At 67.7% G+C, this 24,772-nt stretch carries 23 protein-coding genes; 15 read left to right on the plus strand and 8 right to left on the minus strand.

The features are described from left to right. The first annotated feature begins 159 nt into the window (after positions 1-159). The 11 genes from uvrB (at position 160) to RIB45_RS04600 (ending at position 10,597) form a co-directional block, all read left to right on the plus strand. Positions 160-2,376: an excinuclease ABC subunit UvrB gene (uvrB, locus tag RIB45_RS04550; protein ID WP_502882548.1), complete on the plus strand. Its 2,217-nt coding sequence runs from the start codon at positions 160-162 to the stop codon at positions 2,374-2,376. Positions 2,377-2,384: 8 nt separating this feature from the next. Continuing rightward, a complete protein-coding gene (locus RIB45_RS04555) occupies positions 2,385-3,164 on the plus strand; it encodes an SDR family oxidoreductase (RefSeq protein ID WP_350049039.1) in 780 nt (259 codons plus the stop codon). Positions 3,165-3,605: 441 nt separating this feature from the next. Next, on the plus strand, positions 3,606-5,555 hold the full coding sequence (gene uvrC / locus RIB45_RS04560; RefSeq protein ID WP_502882549.1) for an excinuclease ABC subunit UvrC: 1,950 nt from the start codon (positions 3,606-3,608) through the stop codon (positions 5,553-5,555). Positions 5,556-5,643: 88 nt separating this feature from the next. Beyond that, positions 5,644-6,261, plus strand: coding sequence for a PAS domain-containing protein (locus tag RIB45_RS04565; protein ID WP_350049040.1), 618 nt, complete (start codon positions 5,644-5,646; stop codon positions 6,259-6,261). 125 nt (positions 6,262-6,386) lie between these two features. Beyond that, positions 6,387-6,962 (plus strand): CDP-diacylglycerol--glycerol-3-phosphate 3-phosphatidyltransferase, encoded by a 576-nt coding sequence (pgsA, locus tag RIB45_RS04570; RefSeq protein WP_350049041.1) that lies wholly within the window; start codon positions 6,387-6,389, stop codon positions 6,960-6,962. Continuing rightward, positions 6,959-7,456 (plus strand): molybdopterin-guanine dinucleotide biosynthesis protein B, encoded by a 498-nt coding sequence (gene mobB, locus RIB45_RS04575; RefSeq protein ID WP_350049042.1) that lies wholly within the window; start codon positions 6,959-6,961, stop codon positions 7,454-7,456. The genes pgsA and mobB overlap by 4 nt, the downstream gene beginning before the upstream one ends. A 10-nt stretch (positions 7,457-7,466) precedes the next feature. Next, a complete protein-coding gene (locus RIB45_RS04580; RefSeq protein ID WP_350049043.1) occupies positions 7,467-8,777 on the plus strand; it encodes a molybdopterin molybdotransferase MoeA in 1,311 nt (436 codons plus the stop codon). After that, complete coding sequence (gene moaD / locus RIB45_RS04585) at positions 8,774-9,025, plus strand: molybdopterin converting factor subunit 1 (RefSeq protein WP_350049044.1); 252 nt, start codon at positions 8,774-8,776, stop codon at positions 9,023-9,025. Before RIB45_RS04580 ends, moaD begins: the two co-directional genes overlap by 4 nt. Positions 9,026-9,031: 6 nt before the next feature. Then, the gene (locus tag RIB45_RS04590) at positions 9,032-9,505 is read left to right on the plus strand and encodes a molybdenum cofactor biosynthesis protein MoaE (protein WP_350049045.1); all 474 of its coding nucleotides are present in this window, start codon (positions 9,032-9,034) and stop codon (positions 9,503-9,505) included. 2 nt (positions 9,506-9,507) lie between these two features. After that, positions 9,508-9,990, plus strand: coding sequence for a GNAT family N-acetyltransferase (locus tag RIB45_RS04595; protein ID WP_350049046.1), 483 nt, complete (start codon positions 9,508-9,510; stop codon positions 9,988-9,990). A gap of 187 nt (positions 9,991-10,177) precedes the next feature. Further along, positions 10,178-10,597 carry a response regulator gene (locus tag RIB45_RS04600; protein WP_350049047.1) on the plus strand — a complete coding sequence of 140 codons (420 nt, stop codon included), beginning with the start codon at positions 10,178-10,180 and terminating at the stop codon, positions 10,595-10,597. 124 nt (positions 10,598-10,721) lie between these two features. Here the strand turns inward: RIB45_RS04600 and RIB45_RS04605 are convergent, their stop codons facing one another. Beyond that, positions 10,722-11,636 carry a branched-chain amino acid aminotransferase gene (locus RIB45_RS04605; protein ID WP_350049048.1) on the minus strand — a complete coding sequence of 305 codons (915 nt, stop codon included), beginning with the start codon at positions 11,634-11,636 and terminating at the stop codon, positions 10,722-10,724. A gap of 346 nt (positions 11,637-11,982) precedes the next feature. Between RIB45_RS04605 and RIB45_RS04610 the strand changes: the two genes are divergently transcribed. From RIB45_RS04610 to RIB45_RS04620, 3 genes are all read left to right on the plus strand, one after another. After that, positions 11,983-12,432, plus strand: a complete 450-nt coding sequence (locus tag RIB45_RS04610; protein WP_350049092.1) for a MarR family winged helix-turn-helix transcriptional regulator — start codon at positions 11,983-11,985, stop codon at positions 12,430-12,432. Positions 12,433-12,514: 82 nt separating this feature from the next. Further along, the gene (locus tag RIB45_RS04615; RefSeq protein ID WP_350049049.1) at positions 12,515-13,213 is read left to right on the plus strand and encodes a response regulator; all 699 of its coding nucleotides are present in this window, start codon (positions 12,515-12,517) and stop codon (positions 13,211-13,213) included. 17 nt (positions 13,214-13,230) lie between these two features. Next, on the plus strand, positions 13,231-14,550 hold the full coding sequence (locus RIB45_RS04620) for an ATP-binding protein (protein WP_350049050.1): 1,320 nt from the start codon (positions 13,231-13,233) through the stop codon (positions 14,548-14,550). Positions 14,551-14,567: 17 nt separating this feature from the next. Here the strand turns inward: RIB45_RS04620 and RIB45_RS04625 are convergent, their stop codons facing one another. The 5 genes from RIB45_RS04625 to RIB45_RS04645 all read right to left on the minus strand — a co-directional run bounded on the left by RIB45_RS04625 (position 14,568) and on the right by RIB45_RS04645 (position 21,249). Continuing rightward, entirely contained in the window at positions 14,568-15,236 is a 669-nt protein-coding gene (locus RIB45_RS04625) for a DUF3726 domain-containing protein (protein WP_350049051.1), read from the minus strand. A gap of 15 nt (positions 15,237-15,251) precedes the next feature. Further along, positions 15,252-16,964, minus strand: coding sequence for a hypothetical protein (locus RIB45_RS04630; RefSeq protein WP_350049052.1), 1,713 nt, complete (start codon positions 16,962-16,964; stop codon positions 15,252-15,254). Positions 16,965-17,081: 117 nt separating this feature from the next. Beyond that, entirely contained in the window at positions 17,082-18,659 is a 1,578-nt protein-coding gene (locus RIB45_RS04635) for a BCCT family transporter (RefSeq protein ID WP_350049053.1), read from the minus strand. Positions 18,660-18,760: 101 nt separating this feature from the next. After that, complete coding sequence (locus RIB45_RS04640) at positions 18,761-19,759, minus strand: membrane dipeptidase (protein ID WP_350049054.1); 999 nt, start codon at positions 19,757-19,759, stop codon at positions 18,761-18,763. 35 nt (positions 19,760-19,794) lie between these two features. After that, the gene (locus tag RIB45_RS04645) at positions 19,795-21,249 is read right to left on the minus strand and encodes an aldehyde dehydrogenase family protein (RefSeq protein ID WP_350049055.1); all 1,455 of its coding nucleotides are present in this window, start codon (positions 21,247-21,249) and stop codon (positions 19,795-19,797) included. Between the two features lie 121 nt (positions 21,250-21,370). On the opposite strand from RIB45_RS04645, the gene RIB45_RS04650 reads away from it, so the two are divergent. Then, positions 21,371-22,288, plus strand: coding sequence for a LysR family transcriptional regulator (locus RIB45_RS04650; RefSeq protein WP_350049056.1), 918 nt, complete (start codon positions 21,371-21,373; stop codon positions 22,286-22,288). A 125-nt stretch (positions 22,289-22,413) separates the two neighbouring features. Here RIB45_RS04650 and proS read toward each other — a convergent pair whose 3' ends face one another. Both proS and RIB45_RS04660 read right to left on the minus strand, forming a co-directional pair. Then, a complete protein-coding gene (proS, locus tag RIB45_RS04655) occupies positions 22,414-23,907 on the minus strand; it encodes a proline--tRNA ligase (RefSeq protein ID WP_350049057.1) in 1,494 nt (497 codons plus the stop codon). Between the two features lie 95 nt (positions 23,908-24,002). Beyond that, entirely contained in the window at positions 24,003-24,698 is a 696-nt protein-coding gene (locus RIB45_RS04660) for a DUF6134 family protein (protein ID WP_350049058.1), read from the minus strand. Positions 24,699-24,772 lie beyond the last annotated feature (74 nt).

A 24,772-nucleotide genomic window follows, 5' to 3' on the forward strand; every position in this document is an offset into this window, starting at 1 on the left:
GGTATCCTCCTCGATCCGCGCGGGACGCTGTTCCCGCCGGCGCATGGCCCGGGGGTCGCGGCGCGCTTGCGTCCGGCGTTCGACGCGGGCGATCCGGCTAGGGACGCCGCCTCCCCATGCCCCCTGTTCCCGTCCGGCCGCGGGCGCTATATAGCGGGCATGGTTCAAGCAGAAATCGATCTCAAACCGCCGATGCCCGAAGGCCGGGCCGTGAAGCTGTCGAAGGCGGTGGATCGGCCGCTGTCCGAAGGCGGTCACGAGTTCAAGATCCAGTCCGATTACGCTCCTGCCGGCGATCAGCCGAAGGCGATCGAGGAGTTGGTGGCGGGCGTGCGCGCGCAGGAGCGCGATCAGGTGCTCCTCGGCGTCACCGGCTCGGGCAAGACCTTCACCATCGCCCACACCATCCAGGAGGTGCAGCGCCCGACGCTGATCCTGGCCCCGAACAAGACGCTGGCCGCCCAGCTCTACGGCGAGATGAAGAGCTTCTTCCCCGACAACGCGGTGGAGTATTTCGTCTCATACTACGACTATTATCAGCCCGAAGCCTACGTGCCCCGGACCGACACCTTCGTGGAGAAGGAGAGCTCCATCAACGAGCAGATCGACCGCATGCGCCACAGCGCGACCCGCGCGCTGTTCGAGCGCGAGGACGTGATCATCGTCGCCTCGGTCTCCTGCATCTACGGCATCGGCTCGCCCGAGACCTATTCGAACATGGTGGTGCCGGTGAAGGTCGGCGCCAGCTTCGACGTGCGCGACTTCATGCGCGCGCTGGTCGAGCTGCAGTACAAGCGCAACGACAACAACTTCATCCGCGGGACCTTTCGCGTGCGCGGCGACGTGGTCGAAGTCTTCCCGGCGCACTACGAGGACACCGCCTGGCGATTCAGTTTTTTCGGCGACGAGGTCGACGCCATCCACGAGTTCGATCCGCTGACCGGCGAAAAGCGGGGCGCGCTGGAGGAGGCGCGGATTTACGCCAACTCCCACTACGTCACGCCCAAACCGACGCTCAAACAGGCGGCCGGCAAGATCAAGGTGGAGCTCAAGCAGCGCCTCGCCGAGTTCGAGGGGGCCGGGCGGCTGTTGGAGGCCCAGCGCATCGATCAGCGCACCACCTTCGATCTGGAGATGCTGGAGGCCACCGGCTCCTGCGCCGGGATCGAGAACTATTCGCGCTATCTGACCGGTCGCAATCCGGGGGAGCCGCCGCCGACCCTGTTCGAGTATCTGCCGGACGACGCGCTTCTCGTGGTGGACGAGAGCCACGTCACCGTCCCGCAGATCGGCGGCATGTTCCGCGGCGACTACGCGCGCAAGTCGACGCTGGCCGAATACGGCTTCCGTCTGCCGTCCTGCGTGGACAACCGGCCGCTGAAGTTCGAGGAATGGGACGCGATGCGCCCGCAGACGATCTACGTCTCGGCGACCCCTGGTCCCTGGGAGCTGGAGCGCACCGGCGGCGTGATCGTCGAACAGGTGGTCCGCCCCACCGGCCTGATCGATCCGGTCTGCGACATCCGCCCGACGGAGCATCAGGTCGACGACCTGCTGGACGAATGCCGCAAGCGCGTCGAGAAGAATCAGCGCGTCCTCGTCACCACGCTCACCAAGCGGATGGCCGAGGATCTGACGGAATATATGGGCGAGGCGGGCTTGAAGGTTCGTTATCTGCACTCCGACGTGGATACGTTGGAGCGGATCGAGATCATCCGCGATCTGCGCCTCGGCGCCTTCGACATCCTGGTCGGCATCAACCTGCTGCGCGAAGGGCTGGACATCCCCGAATGTTCGCTGGTCGCGATCCTGGACGCGGACAAGGAAGGGTATCTGCGCTCGCGCACCTCGCTTGTGCAGACGATCGGGCGCGCGGCCCGAAATGTCGACGGTCGGGTGATCCTGTACGCCGATCGGATGACCGACAGCCTGCAATACGCGATCGACGAGACCAATCGCCGTCGCGAGAAGCAGCAGGCCTACAACGAGGAGCACGGCATCACGCCGGAAAGCGTGCGCAAGTCGATCGGCAACATCCTGGAGAGCGTCTACGAGCGCGACCGGGTCACCGTCGAGACCGGCGACGACGCGCAGTCGAACCTCGTCGGCGTCGACCTTAAGACCTACATTCGCGACCTGGAAAACCGGATGCGCCAGGCGGCCGCGGATCTGGAGTTCGAGACGGCGGCGCGCATGCGCGACGAGATCAAGCGGCTGGAGAGCTACGATCTGGAGATGCCGGCGCACCAGGCGCCGCTCGACGCGGACATCGCGGCGCAGCTGATCTCGAAGACCCCCGACGCGGTGCCCAAGGGGCGGCGCGGCGCCAAGGGCGGCAAGGGCCGCAAGGCGGGCGGAAAGGGTCGCGGCCGATGAGCCTTGCCATGCCCCGAGATCTGGAGATCCCGAAGACCGCGCTGGTGACCGGCGGCGGCAAGCGCATCGGCCGGGCGATTTGCGACGCGCTGGCGGGCGACGGCTGGTCGATCGCGGTCCATTATCACGAATCGCAGGAGGAGGCCGAGGCCGCCTGCGCCGAGCTGCGTGCGGCGGGCGCGCCGAAGGCGGCGGCGATCCAGGGCGATCTCGCGGATGCGGGCTCGGTCGCGCGCCTGCTGCCGACGGCGATGCAGGCGCTGGGCGAAATAGGTCTGCTGGTCAACAGCGCGGCGATCTTCGAAGGGCCGGATTGGCGGACGATGGACGCGGCCGAGATCGACGCCCATATGGCGGTGAATTTCCGCGCGCCGCTTTTGTTGACCCAGGCGTTCGCCGACCTGTTGCCCGAGCGCTTCGGCGGGGCGGTCGTCAACCTGATCGATCAGCGGGTCTGGAACTTGACGCCGTTCTTTCCTGCCTACACCGCCTCAAAGACGGCGCTGTGGACGGCGACGCGCCAGATGGCGTTGGCGCTTGCGCCGCGCATCCGCGTCAACGCCGTCGGGCCGGGGCCGACCTTACAGGGGCCGCGCCAAAGCCCGGAGGATTTCGAGGCGCAGTGGCGGGCCGTGCCGCTCGCCCGCCAGACGCAGCCGAGCGAGATCGCCGAGGCGGTGCTGTATTTGACGCGGGCGCGCGCGGTCACCGGCCAGATGCTGGCGCTCGACGGGGGCGAGCATTTGGGCTGGCGCCAAGACGCCCATGGCGTGCATGTTCCCGAATAGGAGCGTCCGCCGCGCTTGCGACGGTTCAATCTTGAAATTGGGGAATGCGGCGCTAAAGGCCTGAGTCGGCGCGAAATTTCTGACCGAACGGCGGCGATCCGGGAAGTTTTGCACAAGCGAAAAAACTGGCAAATTCGGCAGCCGAAGCAATTTTCGCAAAGCCGCAAATCTTGCGAGAAACAGAATTGACATACAAAAATATTTTTAAAAACAACGCGTTAGAATATGCTGCCCAAAATTTGGGCAAAGTCGTATGACCCCTAGGGAATCCGGGCGTGCAGGTGATGCGCTCGCGCTTTCCCCCAAGCTTATCCACAGGAATCGTGGATATCTGTTCGACGCCCCGGTATCGAGATTTTCAGGTAAAGTTGAGGCGAAAGCGGCATGAGCGGAAAGGCGGGAAAAGGCGCAGGTCGCGAGAGCGACCCGGGACCCTCGAACATGGGACGGACCGCTTCGGCGGCGCCGGAGGCCGGCTCGCGTTTGGAGAACGGCGTCGCGGTGATCCGCGGCTATCTCGACCGGCTGGGGAGCGGACCCGGCGTCTATCGCATGCAGAACGCTAAGGACGAGCCGCTTTACGTCGGTAAGGCGTCCAGCCTGAAGAAGCGCGTTGCGTCCTACACCCGGCCGGAACGGCTCCCGATTCGCCTTCAGCGCATGGTGGCCGAGACCGCCTCGATGGAGTTCGTCTCCACCGGCAGCGAGGTCGAGGCGCTGTTGCTGGAGAACAACCTGATCAAGCGCCTCGCGCCGCGCTACAACGTATTGCTGCGCGACGACAAGACCTTCCCGGACATCTGGATCCGGACCGATCACGACTATCCGCAGCTCCTCAAGCACCGCGGCGCGCGGCGCGAACCGGGGGAGTATTTCGGCCCCTTCGCCTCGGCGGGCGCGGTCAATCGCGCGATCAACATGCTGCAACGGGCGTTCCTGCTGCGGAACTGCTCCGATTCCGTTTTCTCGAATCGCACCCGGCCCTGCCTGCAATATCAGATCAAGCGCTGCTCCGCCCCCTGCGTCGGGCGCATTTCGCGGGAGTCCTACGCCGAGACGGTCGAGCAGGCGAAGGCCTTCCTGTCCGGCCGCGGCAAGGAGATCCACGACGCGCTGGTCGAGGACATGCAGACCGCCTCGGAGGCGATGGATTTCGAACGCGCGGCGCTGTTGCGCGACCGCATCCGCGCGATGGCGCACGTCCAGTCGCAGCAGGATGTGAATGTCGAAGGCATATCGGACGCCGACGTCGTGGCGCTGCACCAGGCGGGCGGTCAGACCTGCATTCAGGCCTTTTTCTATCGCGCGGGTCGGAACAACGGCAACCGCGCCTATTTTCCGAGCCACGACCAGAAGATGGAGCCCGACGCGCTGCTCGCCGCCTTCCTCGGTCAGTTCTACGAGAACCGGCCGCCGCCGAAGCTGGTGCTGCTCAATCAGGAGCCGGCCGAACGCGCGCTGCTGGAAGAGGCTCTGGCCCTGAAGGCCGGGCGCAAGGTGGAGATCGCCGTGGGTCGCCGGGGCTCTCGGCGCAAGGTGGTCGAGGTCGCCGAGACCAACGCCCGCGAGGCGCTGGAGCGTCGCCTCGCCGAAAGCGCCAGCCAGCGCAAGCTCCTGGACGGGCTGGCCGAGCTCGCCGGGATCGGGGCCGGCGTCGAACGGGTGGAGGTCTACGACAACAGCCACACCGCCGGCGCCAAGCCGGTGGGCGCCATGATCGTCGCCGGCGTCGACGGGCTCGAGAAAAAGGAGTACCGCAAGTTCAACATCCGCGGCCCCAGCGCGGGTCGGGGCGTCGGGCGCGAGGAGGCCGCGCGCGCCGCCGAACGCGACGGCGCGCCGCAATCCGCCGACGATTACGCCATGATGCGGGAGGTCTTCGAGCGCCGCTTCGGGCGAGCGTTGAAGGAGGACCCGGATCGGGAGAGCGGCAAATGGCCCGACCTCGTGCTCGTCGACGGCGGCAAAGGGCAGCTCTCCTCGGTGATGAGCGTGCTGGCGGAACTCGGCCTCGACGCGGAGGTGCCGGTCCTGGCCGTCGCCAAAGGACCGGAGCGCGAAGCCGGTCGCGAGCGCTTGATATTGCCCGGGCGCGACGAGCCGATCCTGCTGCCGCCGCGCGATCCGGTGCTCTATTTCATCCAGCGACTGCGCGACGAGGCGCATCGCTTCGCCATCGGCTCCCACCGCGCCCGGCGGGCCAAGGCGGTGAGCGATTCACCGCTCGACGACGTGCCGGGGATCGGCGCCAAGCGCAAAAAGGCGCTGCTGCTGCATTTCGGCTCGGCCAAAGCGGTGGGCCGCGCCGGCCTCGCCGATCTACGCCGTGTGGAGGGCGTCTCCGAGACCGTCGCGCGCAAGATCTACGATCATTTTCATCCGAACGGTTGAACGCAAGAGCGAGGAGGCGCTTTCGTCTTTCGCAGCGGCGCACCGCCGGTTAGGCTCACCCCTTCGGGTTGTGCAGGTGATGGATCCTATGAGCGGTTGGGTTCGGATGAAGCCGGCTGCGGTCTATCCGCTGGACGAGGCGGAGCCGTACTGCCGCAGCGAGGCCTCGCGACGCCTCGTGCGCGCCTACCTCGCCTGGCGCGGGGCGGAGACCGGCGCGATTCCCCGCAAAAACGGCCTAGACCTGCCGCGCCTCGGCCCGGTCATGGAGCATATGGTGCTGAGCGCGGTGAGCAAGCCGGACAAGTGCCTGTACCGCCTGGCCGGCGAGGAGATGAAGGCGCGCATCGGCATGAACCCCGTGGGGCGCAACTATTACGACTTCGTGCCGCCTGAGCGTGTAGAGCAAGCGCGTCGCGCCATGAACATGGTGATCGACACGCCGTGCGGCTTCCGCGCCGAGATCGATCAGCGCTATAGCGACGGGCGGTCCCGGCGGATCGAATGCCTCGGCTTGCCCTTGGCCTCGGACGACCCGACGGTCGACGGCTTCATCCTGTTCAGCGATTGCGAGATCGGCCGGGCCGAGCCGGGACTGAGGCAGGGCATGTTGCTCGGCGCGCAGGTCGTGCGGCGCGAGCTGATCGACATCGGGTTCGGCGTCGATGAGAGGTTCGAGGACGTGATCGCCGCGCCAAGCGTCTGACCCGCGCTCGCTCGATTGCAGAGCCGCCGCCCGGCTAGTACATATCGGATGACGCGGCCAACGGGGCGGGGAACCGCCGCGCGGACGGTCGTTCTCCTCTCATCCGAAGCGAGTGCGCGCCCGCCATGCTGTTCAACCTCGCCAACATCCTGACCCTGTCGCGCATCGCGGTGATCGCGCCGATCGTCGGCCTGTTCTTTTTCTTCGATCAGGATTGGGCGCGCTGGACGGCTTTCGGCCTCTACGCCTTCGCCTGCGTGACCGACTTCTTTGACGGGTATGTGGCGCGCTCGATGAACATGGTCTCGCCGTTGGGACGCTTCCTCGACCCGATTGCGGACAAGCTTCTGATCGCGGCGATCATCGGGATGTTGGCGGCCGTCGGCGGACTGCCCGGCCTCGCGATCCTGCCGGGCGTCGTGATCCTGCTGCGCGAGATCACCGTCTCCGGCCTGCGCGAGTTCCTGGCCGAAGTGCGCGTCGGCATGCCGGTCTCGAGCCTTGCGAAGTGGAAGACGACGATGCAGATGCTCGCCTTCGGCTTCCTGATCGTGGGACCCGCCTCGCCGGACCTGATCCCCTCGCAGTTGATCGGCGAGGGTCTGGTTTGGGCGGCCGCGATCCTGACGATCGTCACCGGCTTCGATTATCTGCGCGCCGGCTTGCGGCACATGACCGGCGACGGGGAGGGAACGCGATGAAGGTTCTCGGCGTCGCGGGCTATAGCGGTAGCGGCAAGACGACGCTGACGGTCAGACTGATCCCGGCCTTGACCGCGCGCGGGATATCCGTCTCAACCGTGAAGCACGCGCATCACGCCTTCGATGTGGATCGGCCGGGAAAGGATTCCTATGAGCACCGCCAGGCTGGCGCATCGGAGGTTCTCGTCAGTTCCGCCAACCGATGGGCGCTGATGCACGAACATCGCGGCGCGCCGGAGCCGTCGCTGGACGACCTGTTGTCCAAGCTCGCATCGGTCGATCTTGTGCTTGTCGAAGGCTGGAAGCACGGCGACCATCCGAAGCTGGAGGTCCATCGACCGGCGAACGGCACGCCGCTGCTGGCCGCCGACGATCCGAAGGTCGTTGCGGTGGCGAGCGACGCCGACCTGCCGGATATCTCCGTCCCGCGCTTGCCGCTGAACGATGTCGAGGCGGTCGCGGATTTCGTCCAGGCCTGGATCGCCGAGGGCTGAGGGAAAGGGCATGGCCCAACTCACTGACGACTGCTTCGCCTTCGACGGCCCGCTGATCGAGACGGCCGAAGCGTTGGCGCGCCTCAAGCGATCGGTCGGTCCGATTGCGCCGGTTGAGACGGCGGCCACCGCCGCCGCGCTCGGACGGGTGCTCGCCGAGGACGTTGCGGCGCCCGCCCCGGTGCCGCCTTACGATAACTCCGCGGTCGACGGCTATGCGGTCTACGCCGACGATTTGTCAGCCGAGACGGAGACCGTCCTGCCGGTCGGCGGGCGCGTCGCCGCGGGCCATCCGTTGGGCCGCCCGCAGCGGCGCGGCGAGGCGGTGCAGATATTCACCGGCGCGCCCATGCCCGCCGGGGCCGACGGCGGACCGGGGCCCGATACGGTCATGATGCTGGAGGACTGTCGACTGGACGGCGATCGCGTTGCGCTCGCCCCGGGTCTCAAGCGCGGCTCGAATCGGCGCGACGCCGGCGAGGACGTGGCCGAGGGCGCGGTCGTGCTGCGCGCCGGCAAGCGCCTGACGCCCCCCGACGTCGGCATGCTGGCCGCGTGCGGTCGAGCGGAGGTCAGGGTCTTCCGGCCGCTCACCGTGGCCTTGTTCTCCACCGGCGACGAGGTGGCGGAGCCAGGCGGCGATCTGCCGGCGGGCGCACTCTACGACAGCAATCGATTCACCATCGGCGCGGCTCTGCAAGCGCTGGGGGCGGAGGTGCTGGACCTCGGAGTGCTGCACGACCGGCGCGAGGGGATCGAGGCTGCGATGCGCGAGGCGGCGCAACGGGCCGACGCCGTCCTCTCCACCGGCGGCATGTCGATGGGCGAGGAGGATCACGTCCGCGCGGGGCTTGAGCGGCTCGGCCGTCTCGCCTTCTGGCGCATCGCGATCAAGCCGGGCCGCCCGGTCGGCATGGGCCTGCTGCCGGACGGTCGTGACGGCTGGACGCCGGTGGTCGGTCTGCCGGGCAACCCGGTGGCGGCCTTGACCACCTTCATCGCGCTGGCCCGCCCGCTGCTGCAGATTCTGCAGGGCGAGACCGCGGCCGAGCCGCGGCGCTTTCCCGTGCGGCTCGACTTCGCCTACAAGAAGAAGCCGGGGCGGCGTGAATATGTTCGGGTGCGCCTGGCTGAGGATCCAGGCGGCGCGGGGGCCTCCGACGGCGCGCTGCCGGTCGCCTGCAAGCATGGGCGCGGCGGGGCCGGGATGCTGTCCTCGCTGGTCGGGGCCGACGGGTTCGTGGAACTGGCCGAGGACCGCACCCATGTAGAGGCGGGAGAGGCCGCCGCCTTCCTGTCCTTTTCCGAGGTGTTGCGATGAAAGTGCTGTATTTCGCTTGGCTTAGGCAAAAGATCGGCGTCGGCGAGGAAAGCGTCGACCCGCCGGCGGATGTCGCGGACGTCCGCGCCCTGGTCGCCTGGTTGAAGGAGCGCGGACCCGGCTACGAGCAGGCCTTTCAGGACCTGGGCGCGATCAAGCTGGCGGTCAATCAGGAGTACGCCGATCTGGATCATCCGGTGAAGCGCGGCGACGAGGTCGCCTTCTTCCCGCCGGTTACGGGGGGCTGAGGCGCCATGACGGTCAAGGTGCAGCGCGAGGATTTCGATCCGGGACGAGAGATCGAGGCCCTTTCCGCCGGCAATCCCAAGGTGGGCGGCGTCTGCAGCTTCGTCGGGCTGGTGCGCGACATGAACGACGTCGCCGGCCAGATGAGCGACGTGGGCGCGCTGACCCTCGAACATTATCCAGGTATGACGGAACGCCAGCTGGAGGAGATCGAGGCGGAGGCGCATCGACGCTGGCCGTTGGAGGCCTCGCTGATCGTCCATCGCTACGGGCGAATGACGCCGGGCGAGCGCATCGTGCTGGTCGCGACTGCAAGCCCCCACCGCGAGGCGGCCTTCGAGGCCTGCCATTTCCTGATCGATTGGCTGAAAACCAAGGCCCCGTTCTGGAAAGTCGAGGAGACCGGGGCCGGCGCGGAACGTTGGGTCGAGGCGCGCGACAGCGACGACGCCGCCGCCGCCCGCTGGGCGGAGAAAGGCTGACGATGCGCGAGGCGGCTGCGCTTGAAGGGCTGACCATCCAGATCGCCGGCGAAAACGACGCCGACTTGGTCGCCATCATGGTCGACCGTCTGCTGCGCGAGATGTCGGATTGGCGGGCGCCGATCTCCGGCGAAGACATCCAGCGCGTGTGCGCCGAGCTGTTGAGCGAGGACGGCCGCTTTCAGGCGCTGCTCGCATTCGACGAGAACCGCCGGCCGGTCGGCGTCATGACGCTGAACGAGGCGGTGGCGCTCTACGCTCAGGGCCGCTTCGGGATCATCATGGAGCTCTACGTCGTCCCCGACGCGCGCTCCGCCGGCGTCGGGGACCGGCTGGTTCAGGAGGCGATCCGCATCGGCCGCGCCCGCGGCTGGTCGCTGATCGAGGTGAACATCCCGGCCGGTCCCGAATGGGGCCGCACCCGCGCCTTCTACGCCCGCGAAGGTTTCACCGACGCGGGCGCCTTCCTGAAGCGCGACGTCTGAACCGTCGCCTGGAGCTGTTGCGGTAGCACGCTATGCGCGCGGCTTGAGACAAACATCGCGAGTATTTTAAGCAATTGATCTTCCCGTCATCGTAGTCTCCCTGTAGTCTTTAGGTGAATTGGGAGCGGGCGTTTGGACGGGGATCGGCGCGCTGTCGAAGCGCAGCCGCGCCGGGAGAGGATCAGGGATGAACGCGCCACTGCATCGAGATCTGTCCGTGTTGGTGATCGACGACCAGCGCACCATGCGCCTGATTGTGCGCCAATTGCTGCGTCAGATCGGCGTGACCCGCGTCAGCGAGGCCGGCGACGGCCGCGAGGCGGTCGCGAAGCTCGCCGATCGCGAGATTGAGACGCCCGACCTCGTCATCTGCGATCTCCACATGGAGGGCATGGACGGCATGGCCTTCACTGCGGCCGTTCGGCGCAACAAGACCAAGCTCGCGCCGGAGACGCCGGTCCTGCTGCTGACGGGCGAGTCGGACGATTTCGTTCTCGACGTCGTCGCCCAGGCCGGCGCCACCATGGTGCTGCACAAGCCGATCACGGCCGGCGAGCTGTACCAGGCCGTCAGCCGCGCCATCGGGTTTCAGCTCGCGGGGGCGTGAGCGGGGCGGCCCGCCGTTGCGCCTGCGACTGTCCGGACGGGTCGGCTGCGGCGTCGAGGATCGCTCCGCGCGCCGCGCCTCGAGACGCCCTGTAGACGCCCCGTCGCCGCCCCGCCGACCCTTTTTACGCCGCCGATCCCGAGATGAGCGCCGCCTCCTTGGAGGCGCGGCGGACCTCGCGGTCGTAGTCGTCCATCAGGGTGCGGCAGGCCGTCCCCGGCTCGAAGCTGTAGTCGCCGATCGAGGCGATCGGCGTCACCTCGACCGCGGTGCCGGTCAGGAAGGCTTCGCGCGCGTCGGCCATCTCCTCGGGCGCGATATGGCGCTCCACCACCTCGTAGCCGCGGCGTTTTGCGAGGTCGATCACCGTGCGGCGCGTGATGCCGTCGAGGAAGCAATCCGGCGTCGGGGTGTGCAGCTTGCCGTCGGCCATTAGGAAGAAGATGTTGGCGCCGGTCGCCTCAGCCACATAGCCGCGCCAGTCCAGCATCAGCGCGTCGTGATAGCCCTCGGCCTCCGCCTTGTGCTTGGAGAGCGTGCAGATCATGTAGAGACCGGCGGCCTTTGATTTCGTCGGGGCCGTGTTCGGCGCCGGGCGGCGCCAATCGGACAGCCGCATCTTGAGCCCGCGCATCCGCGCCTCCGGCGAGAAATAGGCCGGCCACTCCCAGGCCGCGATGGCGACGTTGATCTTCGTCTTCTGGGCCGAGACGCCCATCATCTCCGAGCCGCGCCAGGCGATCGGGCGGACGTAGCCGTCGTCGATGCCGTTGCGCTCGACCACGGCCCGGCAGGCCTCGTCGATCTCGGCGACCGAATAGGGAACCTCGAAATCGAGAATCCGCCCGCTTTCGATCAGCCGTTCCGTGTGTTCGGTCAGCTTGAAGATCTCGCCGCCATAGACCCGCTCGCCCTCAAAGACCGCCGACGCGTAGTGCAGCGCGTGGGACAAGACATGCGTCTGGGCCTCGCGCCACGGCGTCATTTCGCCGTTCAGCCAGATCCAGCCGTCGCGATCATCGAAGGGCATCAGGGCCATGGGTCCGCTCCGCTCATTTTGCGCGGCGGGTCCGCCTTGGGGCGTGGCCGCCATCTTGTTGATTTTCCGATCTTCTGCGAAAAGCGTGTAATTTTATTACCAATTACGCCGCGCTTTCGCCACGATCTATTACGTCCTAATCTTGCGTGACGTAACATCCTGAGGCATATAAGTCAACATGACTGACCAAAAATTCGATGATGACCGTCCCGAAGATCGCCGCGAGTCCGCGACGCGGAGCGAAGCGGCCGGCGTTCGATTGGGCGCGGCGACGCCGAAGCCGGTCGGTAAGGCCGGGGCGAACCCGTTGTTCCTGCGCGAAGAGGAATTGCGTCAGGGCATCGAAATGCTGTTCTACGCCTACCGCGACTTCATCGCCGAGCCGGACGAGATGCTGGCCGAACGGGGACTGGGGCGCGCTCATCATCGGGTGATCTATTTCGTCGGCCGCTATCCCGGCCTCCACGTCTCGGCGCTTCTCGAGATTCTTCAGATCACCAAGCAGAGTCTGAGCCGCGTGCTGGGACAACTCGTCCAGGAAGGCTACATCCGGCAGAGCCCGGGCGCCTCCGACCGTCGCCAACGGTTGCTCGAACTCACGGAACGCGGCCGGGAGTTGGAGCAGGCGCTGACTGAGAACCAACGCCGGCGCATCGCGCGGGCCTATCGCGAAGCCGGCGCCGAAGCGGTCGAGGGCTTCCGCAAAGTCATGCTCGGCATCATGACCGACCAGCAGGATCGGCAGAAGTTCGATCGCAACAACGATATTCCCCCCGGTCGCGCCGGCCGACGCTGAGGGCCTCTCGCTCTATCGCCCCGACGGACGGCCCGGTCTATAGTGGCGTCATGATCGCACTTTACGACGGATGCTTTCTTCCATGACGGGTGCGGACGGCGCGGACGTGCATGTGCTGGTCGTCGACGACGACACGCGTCTGCGCGACCTGCTCAAGGGCTATCTGACGCGGGAGGGCTTTCGAGTGACCACCGCGCAGGACAGCGCCGACGCGCGCCGGCGCATGGCGGCTCTGTCCTTCGACCTGCTGGTGCTGGACATCATGATGCCGGGGGAGAGCGGCCTCGACCTCGCCCGCACGCTGCGCAAAGAGGGCGGCGTGCCGATCCTGATGCTGACCGCGATGGGCGACAGCGGCAGTCGGATCGAAGGCTTGGAGGCCGGCGCCGACGACTATCTGCCCAAACCCTTCGAGCCGCGCGAACTGGTGCTGCGCATGAACGCCATCCTGCGCCGCACGCCGCCGCCGGACACGCCCGCGCGGCCCAACCTCGTCAGTCTTGGCGGCTTTCTTTTCGACTTGAACCGCGAATTGCTGCTGCAAGGCGAGACGCCCGTTCGTTTGACGACGACGGAGACCGCGCTGTTGCGGGCGCTGGCCGGCGAGCCGGGACGGATCATGAGCCGAGAGGAGCTGACCCGCCTGTGCGAGATCGACGGCGGCGACCGAACTGTGGACGTCCAGGTCAACCGTCTCCGCCGAAAGATCGAGCCCGATCCGAAGTTGCCTCAGTACATCCAGACGGTGCGCGGGCGCGGCTACGTGCTGCGCCCTGATTGAGACGAGGCGGCGACGGGATGAACGCGCGCGCCTTCGTAAAACGCTTTCTGCCGAAGACGTTGCTCGGCCGCTCCCTGCTGATCATCGTCAGTCCGCTGATTCTGCTGCAGGTGGTGTCGGCCTATATCTTTTACGATCGGCACTGGGACACCATTACCTGGCGCCTCGCCTCCTCGGTCGCAGGCGACATCGCGAACGTCATGCAGCAATTGCGGCGTCAGCCGGAGGACGCCGCGCGCATCTTCGAGGACGCCGGCCGCTCGATGGAGTTGCATCTGACCCTTGAACCGGGCGAGATCCTGCCGAACCGCGAGCAGCCGGCCGATTACGGCTTCATCGACGGGTTGCTGGCCAAAGCGCTGGACGAACGGGTCAAGCGCCCCTACCGCATCGACAGCTCCCAATTCGACGAGCGCGTGGTGATCGACGTTCAGATGGCCGACGCGGTGCTGACGGCGGTCGTCCCGGGCAGCCGGCTCTTCTCGTCCACCACCTACATCTTCATCTTGTGGATGGTGGGCACCTCGCTGATCCTGTTCGCGGTCGCCTCGATCTTCATGCGCAATCAGGTGCGCCCCCTACGCCGTCTGGCCACGGCGGCCGATCGCTTCGGCAAGGGGCGGGAGATGGAGGAGCAGCACAAGCTCGAAGGCTCGCTGGAGGTGCGCCAGGCCGCGACCGCCTTCAACATCATGGCGGAACGGATTCGCCGTCAGCTGCGCCAGCGCACCGACATGCTCTCAGGCGTCAGCCACGATCTGCGCACGCCCCTCACGCGCATGCGCCTGCAACTCGCCATGCTGGGCGAGAACCCCGAGATCACGGAGCTGAAGGCCAACGTCCTCGAGATGGAGAAGATGATCGACGGCTATCTCACCTTCGCGCGCGGCGAGGGCGGGGAGCGGTCTGTCGAGACCGAGCTCTCGGAGTTGGTTCAGGACGTGGCGCATAAATGGAAGTCGGGCGGCGTCGCGGTCGACTGCCACGTGGAGGGGCGCGTCGTCGCCTGGGTGAAGCCGAACGCCCTCAGGCGCTGCGTCGACAATCTGGTGGCGAACGCCTGTCGATACGGACAGACCGTCTGGCTCCGGGCGGGCAAGCGCGGCGAATCGATCGAAATCACCGTCGACGACGACGGCCCCGGAATCCCGGCCGATCAGCGAGAGGACGCTTTCCGTCCCTTCTACCGTCTCGACCGTTCGCGCAATCCGGAGACGGGCGGCACGGGTCTCGGCCTTTCCATCTCGCTCGACGTCGCGCGCGTTCACGGCGGCGACTTGGTGCTGGAGGACAGCCCCCACGGCGGCCTGCGCGCGCGCATCCGGCTGCCGATGTGACACGAAGCGAGGGGCGCTCAGTCGTTGTCCGACGTCCCCGCGCCGGCGCCGGACAGGCGTGACGCCTCGCTGGCCGGCACGTAGGTGCGGTGCGCGAACGCGTCCGCGCGCCGCCAGAGGTCCCCCGGCGCCGCGACGCCGCCGACGCCGGGTTCCGGCTGCGGCGCAGGCGCTTCGGCCTCGGCGTGGACCGTGACGTCGACGGGTCCGCGCGCGGCGGCCAGGGCGGCGTCGAAAGGCGCCGGTCCGCCCGGGCCTAGCGCGGCGTGCACGCCGGCCGCCTCCACCGCGAAGGCCTCGCCCTCATACCGTGCGGCGCGGGCGACGAACGGCAGCAGCAGCACCGGTTCGCGCAGCTGGACCAGCAGCGTTTCGCGCCCCTCCGCGATCGGCGCTGCGAGGTCCGCAAGAGCCGCGCCCGCAGCGATCGGGCAGAGCGCGCCGCCGGACGCCCGCCAGACGGCGCGGCCGTCGCCTTCAAGCGTCTCGATCGGCCGCAGATCAGCGTAGTCCGCGCCGTCCTGGGCCGCCAACAGATCGACAAGCGGCGCCAGACTGGGCAGACCGTAGAGGGCGAGCCAGCGAACCGCCTTGCCGGTCTCTTCGGCCAAGCCCCAGCTCATGCCGGCGCCGCGCGCGGCCTTGCGGGCCAGCGCCTCCACCTCGTTGAGGGACGCGCGGGGCATTGAACAGGCCCTCCTTCACAGGCGCGGCGGGTAGGCCCAATCGTCGGCGGGCAGATCTGCGATCTCGTGCGGAAAGGGCGCGTCCTGAAACATGGTGATGCGCACCCAGCGGTCGGACCGCGGGTCGAAGCGCGTCGCGCCGAAAAAGCTCAGCTTGCAGCGAAGCAGGTCGATCGGCAGCAGTTCCTCCCCGATCAGGTTGTCGCGGATTTCGGCGTAGGCGTGGCGGGCGGCGATCTGCACCCGGCGCACGGCGTGGCGATGTTCCGGGCGGTCGATCAGGAACTGGCCGACGGGCGCGTCCTGGGGCGCCGTTTGCAGCGCGCGATAGGCCGCCGCCACGTCGCGGCCGACGGCGAGCGGCTGTTCGAGCGCCGCCCCGTCCTCCTCCAGCCGGCGACCCAGCCGCGGTTCGAGCTTCTCCTCGGAGACGTACCAAAAATGCGCGCAGGCGCCCGGATCGTCGTAGTCGGGATCCAGCGCCCAGGCGTAATGCGTTTCGATCAGTCTGCGCAGCGTCCCGGCGCTTTGTCGTCCGTCGATCCGGAAGACGCTTTCTTCGTCCGCCGCCATTTCCCGCGTCAGATCGTCGACCAATTCGCCGTGCGGCTCGATCACAAGGCTCGCGAGCAGTTCCTGACCCTCGAGGCTCAGCGCCTCTTCGCTCCAGCGGATGAGCGCATCCCACGGATGCGCGCGCGCCAGCGCGCCCGTCTCGATCTCCTCGGCGAGACGGGCGAGATCCGCGCGCAGGCCGCCGATCCGCGCCTGCTGACGGGCGTCGTCGGTCGTCCACTGGTCGACGCCGAGACGCGCGCGGTCCAGCATGCTGCGGAAAGCGTCGGCCGCCGCCGCGTCGGCGTCGGACAATGCGCGCACGCGGGCGAGCGCCGTCTCCTTCGCCGCGATCCAGCGATGCAGCAGCAAGGGGTGAGTCACCAGAAACGGCGCCATGCCGAGGCCGGTGGAGTTGCCGACCCCCAACCGGCGCCGCAGCGCCGGGTCGAGGGCGACCGCGCGCTCGCCGCCCCGCGCGCGGGCCAGATGCTCCGCCAGATCGCAGGTGAAGGCGCGGATCAGCCAGACCGCCAGCATCTCGGCGCGGAAGGGGCCGGAAAGCTCCTCCCGATCCGCCGTACGCTCCCGATCGGCCAAGCCGAACTTGCCGTTGCCGTAGACGGCGGTCGTGCGCATCAGATAGCCCACGGCCTCGATTTCCGCGCGTTCGGGCTGGCGGCCTTCGGCAAGGCGGGCGACGACGTGGTCGAACAGGCGGACAGAGCGGTTGGCGCGGCTCAGCACCAGCTCTTGCTCGCTGACGCGCCCGGCCTCCTGTTTCGGCACGTTGGCGGCGAGCCGCTTGAGGTCGGCTTCGTTCGGCGCGCCGTCGACCAGCGTGAAGGTCGCGTCCCAGGCCTCGGCGATCACCCGGTCGGAACGCAGGCTGGGATCAAGGTCGTGGCTGAAGCAGACAAGGGAATAGGTTCGGCCCGTATCCGTTTGCGCCCGATAGACCGCGACGCCGACGCCGGTCCCGTCGATGCGCCAGACCGGTCGGTCGAGGCGCCAGCCGTCGCGTTTGATCCGGCGCAAGAGGGCGCGCATGAAGCTCAGTCGCGTCTGATGAAACGCGCCCAAGCGGGCCAGACGCATCACCTGATCCGGCGCGCGCATCGGCGCGGTCGGGGACGCGTCGGGGCGATCGGACTGTACGCGGTCTGTGGTCATGCGCTGCATCTCCGGCCGGCGGGACGTTTGAGGGTCCGCCATGCGTCCAGTTTATGCGAAACGGTCGCCGGCGGAAGGGGCGGACTGTCGCCCCCTCCGCCGGCGGCCGGCTGCGCGTTATTCGGCCGCCGCATCGGCGAGCGCCGCTTTGCGCTCGCGGCCCAATTGCAGGACGATGCGCACCGTGTCCCACAGGCTGGGCAGCAGGATCAGAGACACCGGGACGGCAGTCACGACGATGAAGCTTTGCAGCTTCGAGACGCCGCCGGAGCCGAGCGAGATCAGGATCAGCGCCATCGCGCCCATGGCCACGCCCCAGAACACCCGAACCGGGGTCGAGGAGCGGTCCTCGTTCGACATCGCGACCGAGATCACATAGGTCATCGAGTCCCCGGTCGTCGCCACGAAGATCGTCGTCAGGATCAGGAACAGCACCGAGACCAGGAAGCCGAGCGGCAGGTTCTGGGTGATGGCCAGCAGCGCGGCCGGCAGGTTGAAGCCTTCGAAGGCGTTGGCGATGACGCCGGCGTTCTGCAGTTCGAACGCGATGCCCGACCCGCCGACGATCGAGAACCAGAAGTTGGTCACGATCGGCGCCACGATCGCCAGCATGATGACGATCGCCCGGGTGGAGCGCCCGCGCGAGACCCGCGCGATGAACATCGCCATCAGCGGCCCGTAGCCCAGGAACCAGCCCCAGAAGAAGACGGTCCACCAGCCGAGCCAGCCGGGCGAGCCGAACAGTCCGGCCTCCCCGCGGTAAAGCGCCATCTCCGCGAAGTTCCCGACATAGGTGGCGAGCCCGCCGAAGAAGACCTCGATGATGAAGGCGGTCGGCCCCGCGATCAGCATGAAGGCCAGCAGGAAGAAGGCGAGGATGATGTTGACGCGGCTCAGGAACTGAATGCCCCGCGAAATGCCGGTGACGGCCGAAATCGTGTAGAGCGTCACCAGACCCGCCACGACCAGCGCCTGCGTCGCGAAGCCGTCGGGGACGCCGAACAGCGCGTCCAGCCCGTAGGAGACCTGCAGGCCGAGGAAGCCGATCGGCCCCACCGTCCCGGCCACGACCGCGATGATGCAGGCGGCGTCTGCGATCCAGCCGATCGGCCCGTTGATCGCCTTGTCCCCGAATACGGGGTAGAGCAGCGTCCGCGGCGCCAGCGGCAGGCCCTTGTCATAGTGATAGTGCATCAGCATGACGGTGGTCAGCGCGCCCAGGATCGCCCAGGCCAGGAAGCCCCAGTGCATGAAACTCTGCGCCATCGCGGGGTAGGCGGCTTCGGCCGACTTGGCCTCGATCCCCTCGAACACGGGCGGAGGCGACAGGAAGTGCGCCATCGGCTCGCCCGCGGCCCAGAAGACGCCGCCGCCGGCCAGCAGGGTGCACATGATCATGCTGCCCCACTGGAAATGCGTGAACTCCGGCTTGTCGACGGCGCCCAGCTTCACCTTGCCGCCCGGCATGACGCACAGCACAAGCCCGATCACGAAGGTCGCGAGCAGCAGAAGCTGCCAGTACAGGCCGAAAAACCTGGCCGACCATCCGAAAGCCGCATCGACCCAGCCGCTCAGCAGCTCCAGATCAATCAGGGCGACGGCGCAGAACGCCAGGATGAAGCCGCCGGTCATAATGAACAGCGGCGCGTTGATGTGATGGACGTCGGCCTTCTCCCGCAACGACTGATCCGACATGAGATCCCCTCCGTTCCCCAGAATTCGCCCGCCGCACTCGGCGGATCGTTTTGCGCCGCCGACGCCGGATCGCGCCGCACGGGTCGTCTTTCCTCCCCTCCTCAGGTCGCGCGCGTCGCAGGCCTGAAGCTCTTTTCGTAGAAGGCGAGCCAGTTGCCCCCCATGATCCGGACGACGTCCTCCTCCGAGAACCCGGCCTTGCGCAGCCCCTTCTCGACGCCCGGCCAGTCGCGGTTGTCGCGGAACCAATCGGGTTGTTTAGGAAAGCCCGGCGCGTCCCTCGAGCCCTCGCCGTAATCGACGCGCTTGGTCCAGCGCCCGCAGCGCATCCACTCGACCACCTCATCCGGCTGGTCTTGCACCAGATCGCTGCCGAAGCCGATGCGCTCGACTCCCATCAGTTCCGCCGTGCGCGCGATCATGTCGCAAAAATCCTGCAGCCGGCAGTCGGAGCCCCCGGACAGGTGATGCGGGTAAAGCGAGAAGCCCAGCATCCCGCCGCTTCGCCCCAATTGACGCAGCACGTCGTCCGACTTGTTGCGCAGCGCCGGATGCCAGAAGGAGGGGTTCGCGTGGGTGATCGCGATCGGCCGTTCCGAGAGGTCGATCGCCTCCAACGTCGACCGCTCGGCCGAATGCGACATGTCGATCACAAGCCCGACGCGGTTCATCTCGCGGATCACCTCCCGCCCCATGCGTGTGATTCCCGGATCCTCCGCCTCGTAGCAGCCCGTCGCCAGCAGCGACTGGTTGTTGTAGCTGAGCTGCATGAAGCGCGCGCCCAGCCGATGCAGGATTTCGATCAGGCCGATGTCGTCCTCGATCGGGCTGCAGTTCTGGAAACCGAAGAAGATCGCCGTGCGGTCGGTGCGCCGCGCCTCTTCGACGTCGCTCGCCCAGTAGCCGGGCATGATCAGCTCTGGCCAGCGTTCGAACCGCTCGTTCCATTCCTCGAAGCGCGCGACCGTCTCGCGGAACAGCTCGTGATAAGCGATCGTCACGTGGACTGCGTCGACCCCGCCCTTGCGCATCTGACGGAAGATCTTCTCCGACCAGTTGGCATACTGCAGACAATCGATCCGGATCGGGCGCTGGCTCATCTGTCTCCCCTAGCTTCGGCGTGCGCGGGCGGCGCTCACTCCGGCGCGCCGGCGGCGATGTAGGCGGTCTTGACGCTGGTGTAGAACTCCTCGGCATAGCGCCCCTGTTCGCGCGGCCCGTAGGAGCTGTCGCCCCGGCCGCCGAAGGGGACGTGATAGTCCGTGCCCGCGGTCGGCAGGTTGACCATCACGCAGCCGCTGCGTGCGTTGCGCTTGAAATGCGTCGCCCGCGCCAGCGAGCGCGTCACGATCCCCGCCGTCAGGCCGAAGCGCGTGTCGTTGGCCGTCGCCAACGCCTCCTCATAGGAGCCGACCTTGATGACGCAGGCGATGGGCGCGAACATCTCCTCGCGGTTGATCCGCATGGCGTTGGTCGTGTTCGCGAACAGCGCCGGGGCCTGATAGTAGCCCTCATGTTCCAGCGACAGCCGCTCGCCGCCGCAGATCCGCTCGGCGCCCTCCGTCTCGGCCAACGCGATGTAATCGAGATTGGTGTTGAGCTGGCTTTCGCTCACCACGGGTCCGACCTTCACGCCCTCGGCCAACGCGTGACCGACCGTCAGCGCGCGCACCGCCTCGGCCGTCTTCTCGACGAAGGCGTCATGGACCGCTTCATGCACGATCAGGCGAGAGGAGGCGGTGCACTTCTGGCCCGTCCCGCCATAGGCTCCGCCGACCGCGACCTGCACCGCCAGATCCAGGTCCGCGTCGTCCATCACGACCAGCGGGTTCTTGGAGCCCATCTCCATCTGCAGCTTGGTGCGGTTGAGGGCCGCCGCGGCAGCGATGCCTCGACCGACTTCGACGGAGCCGGTGAAGCTGATCGCGTCGATTCCGTCACTCTCGACCAGCGTCTGCCCGACGGAGCCGCCCGGCCCCATCACAAGATTGAACAGGCCCGGCGGAATCTGAGGCTGACGCGAGACGATCTCGGCCAGCGCCCAGGCGCTGGCGGGCGTCAGATTGGCCGGCTTCCAGACGACGGCGTTCCCGAAGGCGAGCGCCGGCGCGATCTTCCAGACCGCGGTCGCCATCGGGAAATTCCAGGGGCTGATCACGGCGACGACGCCGACCGGCTCGCGCCGCACGTCGATCTCGATTCCGGGGCGCACGCTGTCGGCGGCGTCGCCGATCTGGCGCAGCGCCTCGGCCGCGTAGTAGGTGAAGAATTGGCCGGCGCGATAGACTTCCCCGCGGCCCTCGGCCAGCGGCTTGCCCTCCTCGCGCGAGAGTTGGCGGCCGAGTTCGTCGGCCCTGGCTTTCAGCTCTTCGCCGATCGCCGTCAGGGCTGCGTAGCGATCCTCCAGCCCCGACGCCGCCCATCGCGCCTGCGCGACGCGGGCGGCGGCGATCGCGTCATGGGTTTGCGCGCCGTCCGCCTGGGCGAAACGACCGAGGCTGTCGCTGAGGTCGGAGGGGTTCAGGTTCTCGACGCTCGTCGCGCCCTCGACCCAGGCGCCGGCGATGTAATTCTTAAAGATTTCCGACATCGCGCGCCGTTCCCCCCGAATTTCTTGGACCTTGAATCGGGCCGGAGCTTGCGGGCTGAACTTGAGTTCAGTCAAATCGGAAAATATTTACAAAAATTCAGAAAAACTGAAATACTACCCTATGGCCGTCACGCTTAACGCCTTTCGGGTTTTCGCCGCGACCGCGCGGTCCGGCTCCGTTAGCCGGGCGGCGGCGGCGGTGCGTCGTACGCCGTCGGCCGTGTCGATGACCCTAAAGCAATTGGAGGAGGCGATCGGCCGCCCGTTGTTCGACGGAGAGCGCAAGACGCGCCTCACGCCGACAGGCCGCCTTGCGCTGGCGGAAGCGGAGGCGGCGTTGGATCGGTTCGATCGGGCGACGGAGGCGATCCGCGCCTTCGCGGCCGCCGAGACGGGGCGGCTGTCGCTATCGGTCACGCCGTCGGTCGCGGAGCAGGCGTTGCCGGCCGCGCTCGCCGCGTTCCGGGCGGCCCGCCCCCGCGTCGAGATCCTGCTGCGCGATACGGACAGCGCCAACGTCGCCGCCGACGTGGCGGAGGAGGCGGCGGAGATCGGGATCGCCGGCCCGCCGGATCCGGCCGACCCGATCGCGGACGGGCTCGCCTTCCGCCCGCTGTTTCGCGACGCGATCGGCTTGGCCGTGCGCTGCGACGATCCGCTGGCGGACCTGCACCGGCCGGTGCGATGGGCGGACCTCGACGGGCGCACCCTGCTCACCCATGCGGTGGCCGGTGAAATCCCGGCGGCGCGTGCGCCGTCGGAGGATGCGCCGTTGCGGGCGTTGACGGTCACCTCGGCGTTGGCGCTTGTCCGCGCGGGTCTGGGCGTCACCATCCTGCCGCGTCTGGTCGCGCCGACGGGCGAGAGCGATCTGATCTTCCTGGAGATGGCGCCCGACGCCGCGCCGCGCCGCACGGTCGGCCTGATCACCAAGCGCGACCGCCCGCTTTCCCCGGCCGCGGAGGCCGCGCTGGTTGAAATCGAGCGCGCGCTTGACGCGCTCGCCGCACGACTGGGGGCGGCGTTCGAGCGGCTCTAGGCCGCCTGTTCGCGCCCCAATCGTTTGGGAGTCCCCGCGAAAGCGGGGACCTTCATGGGCGCGCTCGCCCGCTGGCGCGGGTCGCAGGGGCCCCCGCTTTCGCGGGGGGCTGTCGCAGCGGCGGGTCAGTAAGCCTTCGCCAGGATCACGTCCGTCGTGGCGTCCTCGCCGGTGACGATGCATTTGCCGGCCGTCCCGCTCTGGTCGTAGGGGATGCAGCGGATGGTGACGCCGAAGTCGCCCAGCTTGTCCTCGGTCCCGGCCGCGCCGGACCATTTGGCGCGCACGAAGCCCGTCTTGTTCTCGCCGTCGAAATGGGCCTTCAGCTCCTCGAAGGTCGTCAGATCGTCGCGCATCTTCTGGGCGCGATAGGCCTTGGCCTGCTCGAACAGGGCGGCGTCGATTTCGCTCAAATGATCGGCGACGGCGGCGACGAACTCGCCCTGATCGGGGAAGCTTTTCTCGCTCGGCGCCAGCGTGCGCTTGTAGAGGGCGAGCGAGCCCTTCTCGATGTCGCGGGGGCCGATCTCGCAGATCAACGGAACGCCCTTCTTGATCCAGTTCCAGCGTTTGGTCGCGGCGTGGTCGTCGCGGGTGTCGAGATAGGCGCGCACGGGCGCGCCGGCGAAGCTCTGATCGTTCAGGCGCGCGACCAACTGCTCGCACGCCGCCATCACCGGGCCGCGCGCGCTCTCGTCGCGGATGATCGGCAGCACGACGACCTGATAGGGCGCGATGACCGGCGGCAGGCGCAGCCCGTCGTCGTCCGCATGCGTCATGATCAGCCCGCCGACGAGACGGGTCGAGACGCCCCAGCTGGTGGTGTGGACCAGTTGCTGCCGGCCGTTTTCATCCTGGAAGGCGATGTTGGCGGCCTTGGCGAAGTTCTGGCCCAGATAGTGCGACGTGCCGGCCTGCAGCGCCCGACCGTCCTGCATCATCGCCTCGATCGTGTGGGTCTCGACCGCGCCGGGGAAGCGCTCGCCGGCGGATTTTTGACCCGGGATCAGCGGGATGCGCATCATGTCCTCGGCCACCTCGCGATAGACCTCCAGCATGGTGCGCGTCTCGTCCAGCGCGTCTTCGGCCGTGGCGTGGGCGGTGTGGCCCTCCTGCCAGAGGAACTCGCTGGTGCGCAGGAACAGCCGCGGGCGCATCTCCCAGCGCACCACGTTGGCCCACTGGTTCAGCTTCAAGGGCAGGTCGCGGTAGCTCTCGATCCAGCGCGCGAAGGCCTCGCCGATCATGGTCTCCGAGGTCGGGCGCACGACCAGCGGCTCCTCCAACGGCGCGGCCGGCTTCAGCTGTCCGTCCTCCATCACCAGCCGGTGATGGGTGACGACGGCCATCTCCTTGGCGAAGCCCTCGACGTGGCTCGCCTCCTTCTGGATCAGCGACAGCGGAATGAAGAGCGGGAAGTAGCAGTTGTCGTGCCCGGTCTCCTGGATGCGACGGTCCAGCAGCTGCTGGATGCGCTCCCAGATCTTGTAGCCCCACGGCTTGATCACCATGCAGCCGCGCACGCCGGAATGCTCCGCCATGTCGGCGGCGCGGATCACCTCCTGATACCAGTTGGCGAAATTGTCGGCCCGGGTGACGGGCAGGGCGGTTTTGGCCATGACGCTCGCTTCTCTCAACGCTCATTCGCGGGGGCGGAATCGGGCGTCATGAATGCGTGAGGCGTCGGCGCTTTGCAAGTCCGGATCGGCGGCGCTCAGCCCTCGTCGCGCAGGCGGCGGATATGCATCGTGACCCCCATACGCTCAAGCTCGCAGCGCTGCATCAGCCCCTCCTCGTCGAACCAAAGCTCCGCAGTCTCGTAGGGGGTGTCGATATGGACGCCGTCCAGCGGCCGCTCGCCCTCAGGCGTCTCGAAGGTCCGCGTTCCGATGCGCTCGGTCGACCGGTCGAAGGGTTCGCCCTCCACGACGTGCAGCACGCGCGTGCGCGTCAGCAAATCGCGCCGCCACAACTGGGTGCTGGGCACGACGTCCGCCGCCACCTCGCCCGGCTCGCCGTTATGGGTGTAGCGGAATAGCTCGCCCTCGGCGGCGCCGTCGATCTCGTGCTCGTCCCCGTTTTCGACGGCCCGGCTCTTGAGTGCGACCAACCGCGCGCCGCGATAGACCTCGGTTGCGTCCATGTCGAGCGTGTAGAGGTCGACGCCCAGCACTTCGACCTTGATGTCGTACGAAATTTCGACGCGCCAAGTCTCCGGCGCCGTGCGGGTTATCCGGCCTTCGCCGATTCCCACGCGCTCGCCCTCCACGCGGAATTCGTAGCGCAGCGCGCGCTCCTCGATGTCGCCGAACAGCGCGGCCCCGTCGCGCGCGTCGTCCGCCGCCGCCGAAAACGAAGCCAAGGCCGCGGCGCTCAGCGCCAGCGCGCCGGCTAATCGTTTGATGCTCATGATTCGGTCCGTCCTCCATACTGTCCCTCCCCTAAAAAGGGGCGCGCGGCCCGATTGCAAGGCGCGCGGCCCGA

Source organism: Marivibrio sp. (assembly GCF_040218065.1).
Taxonomy (GTDB): Bacteria; Pseudomonadota; Alphaproteobacteria; order UBA8366; family Aestuariispiraceae; genus Marivibrio.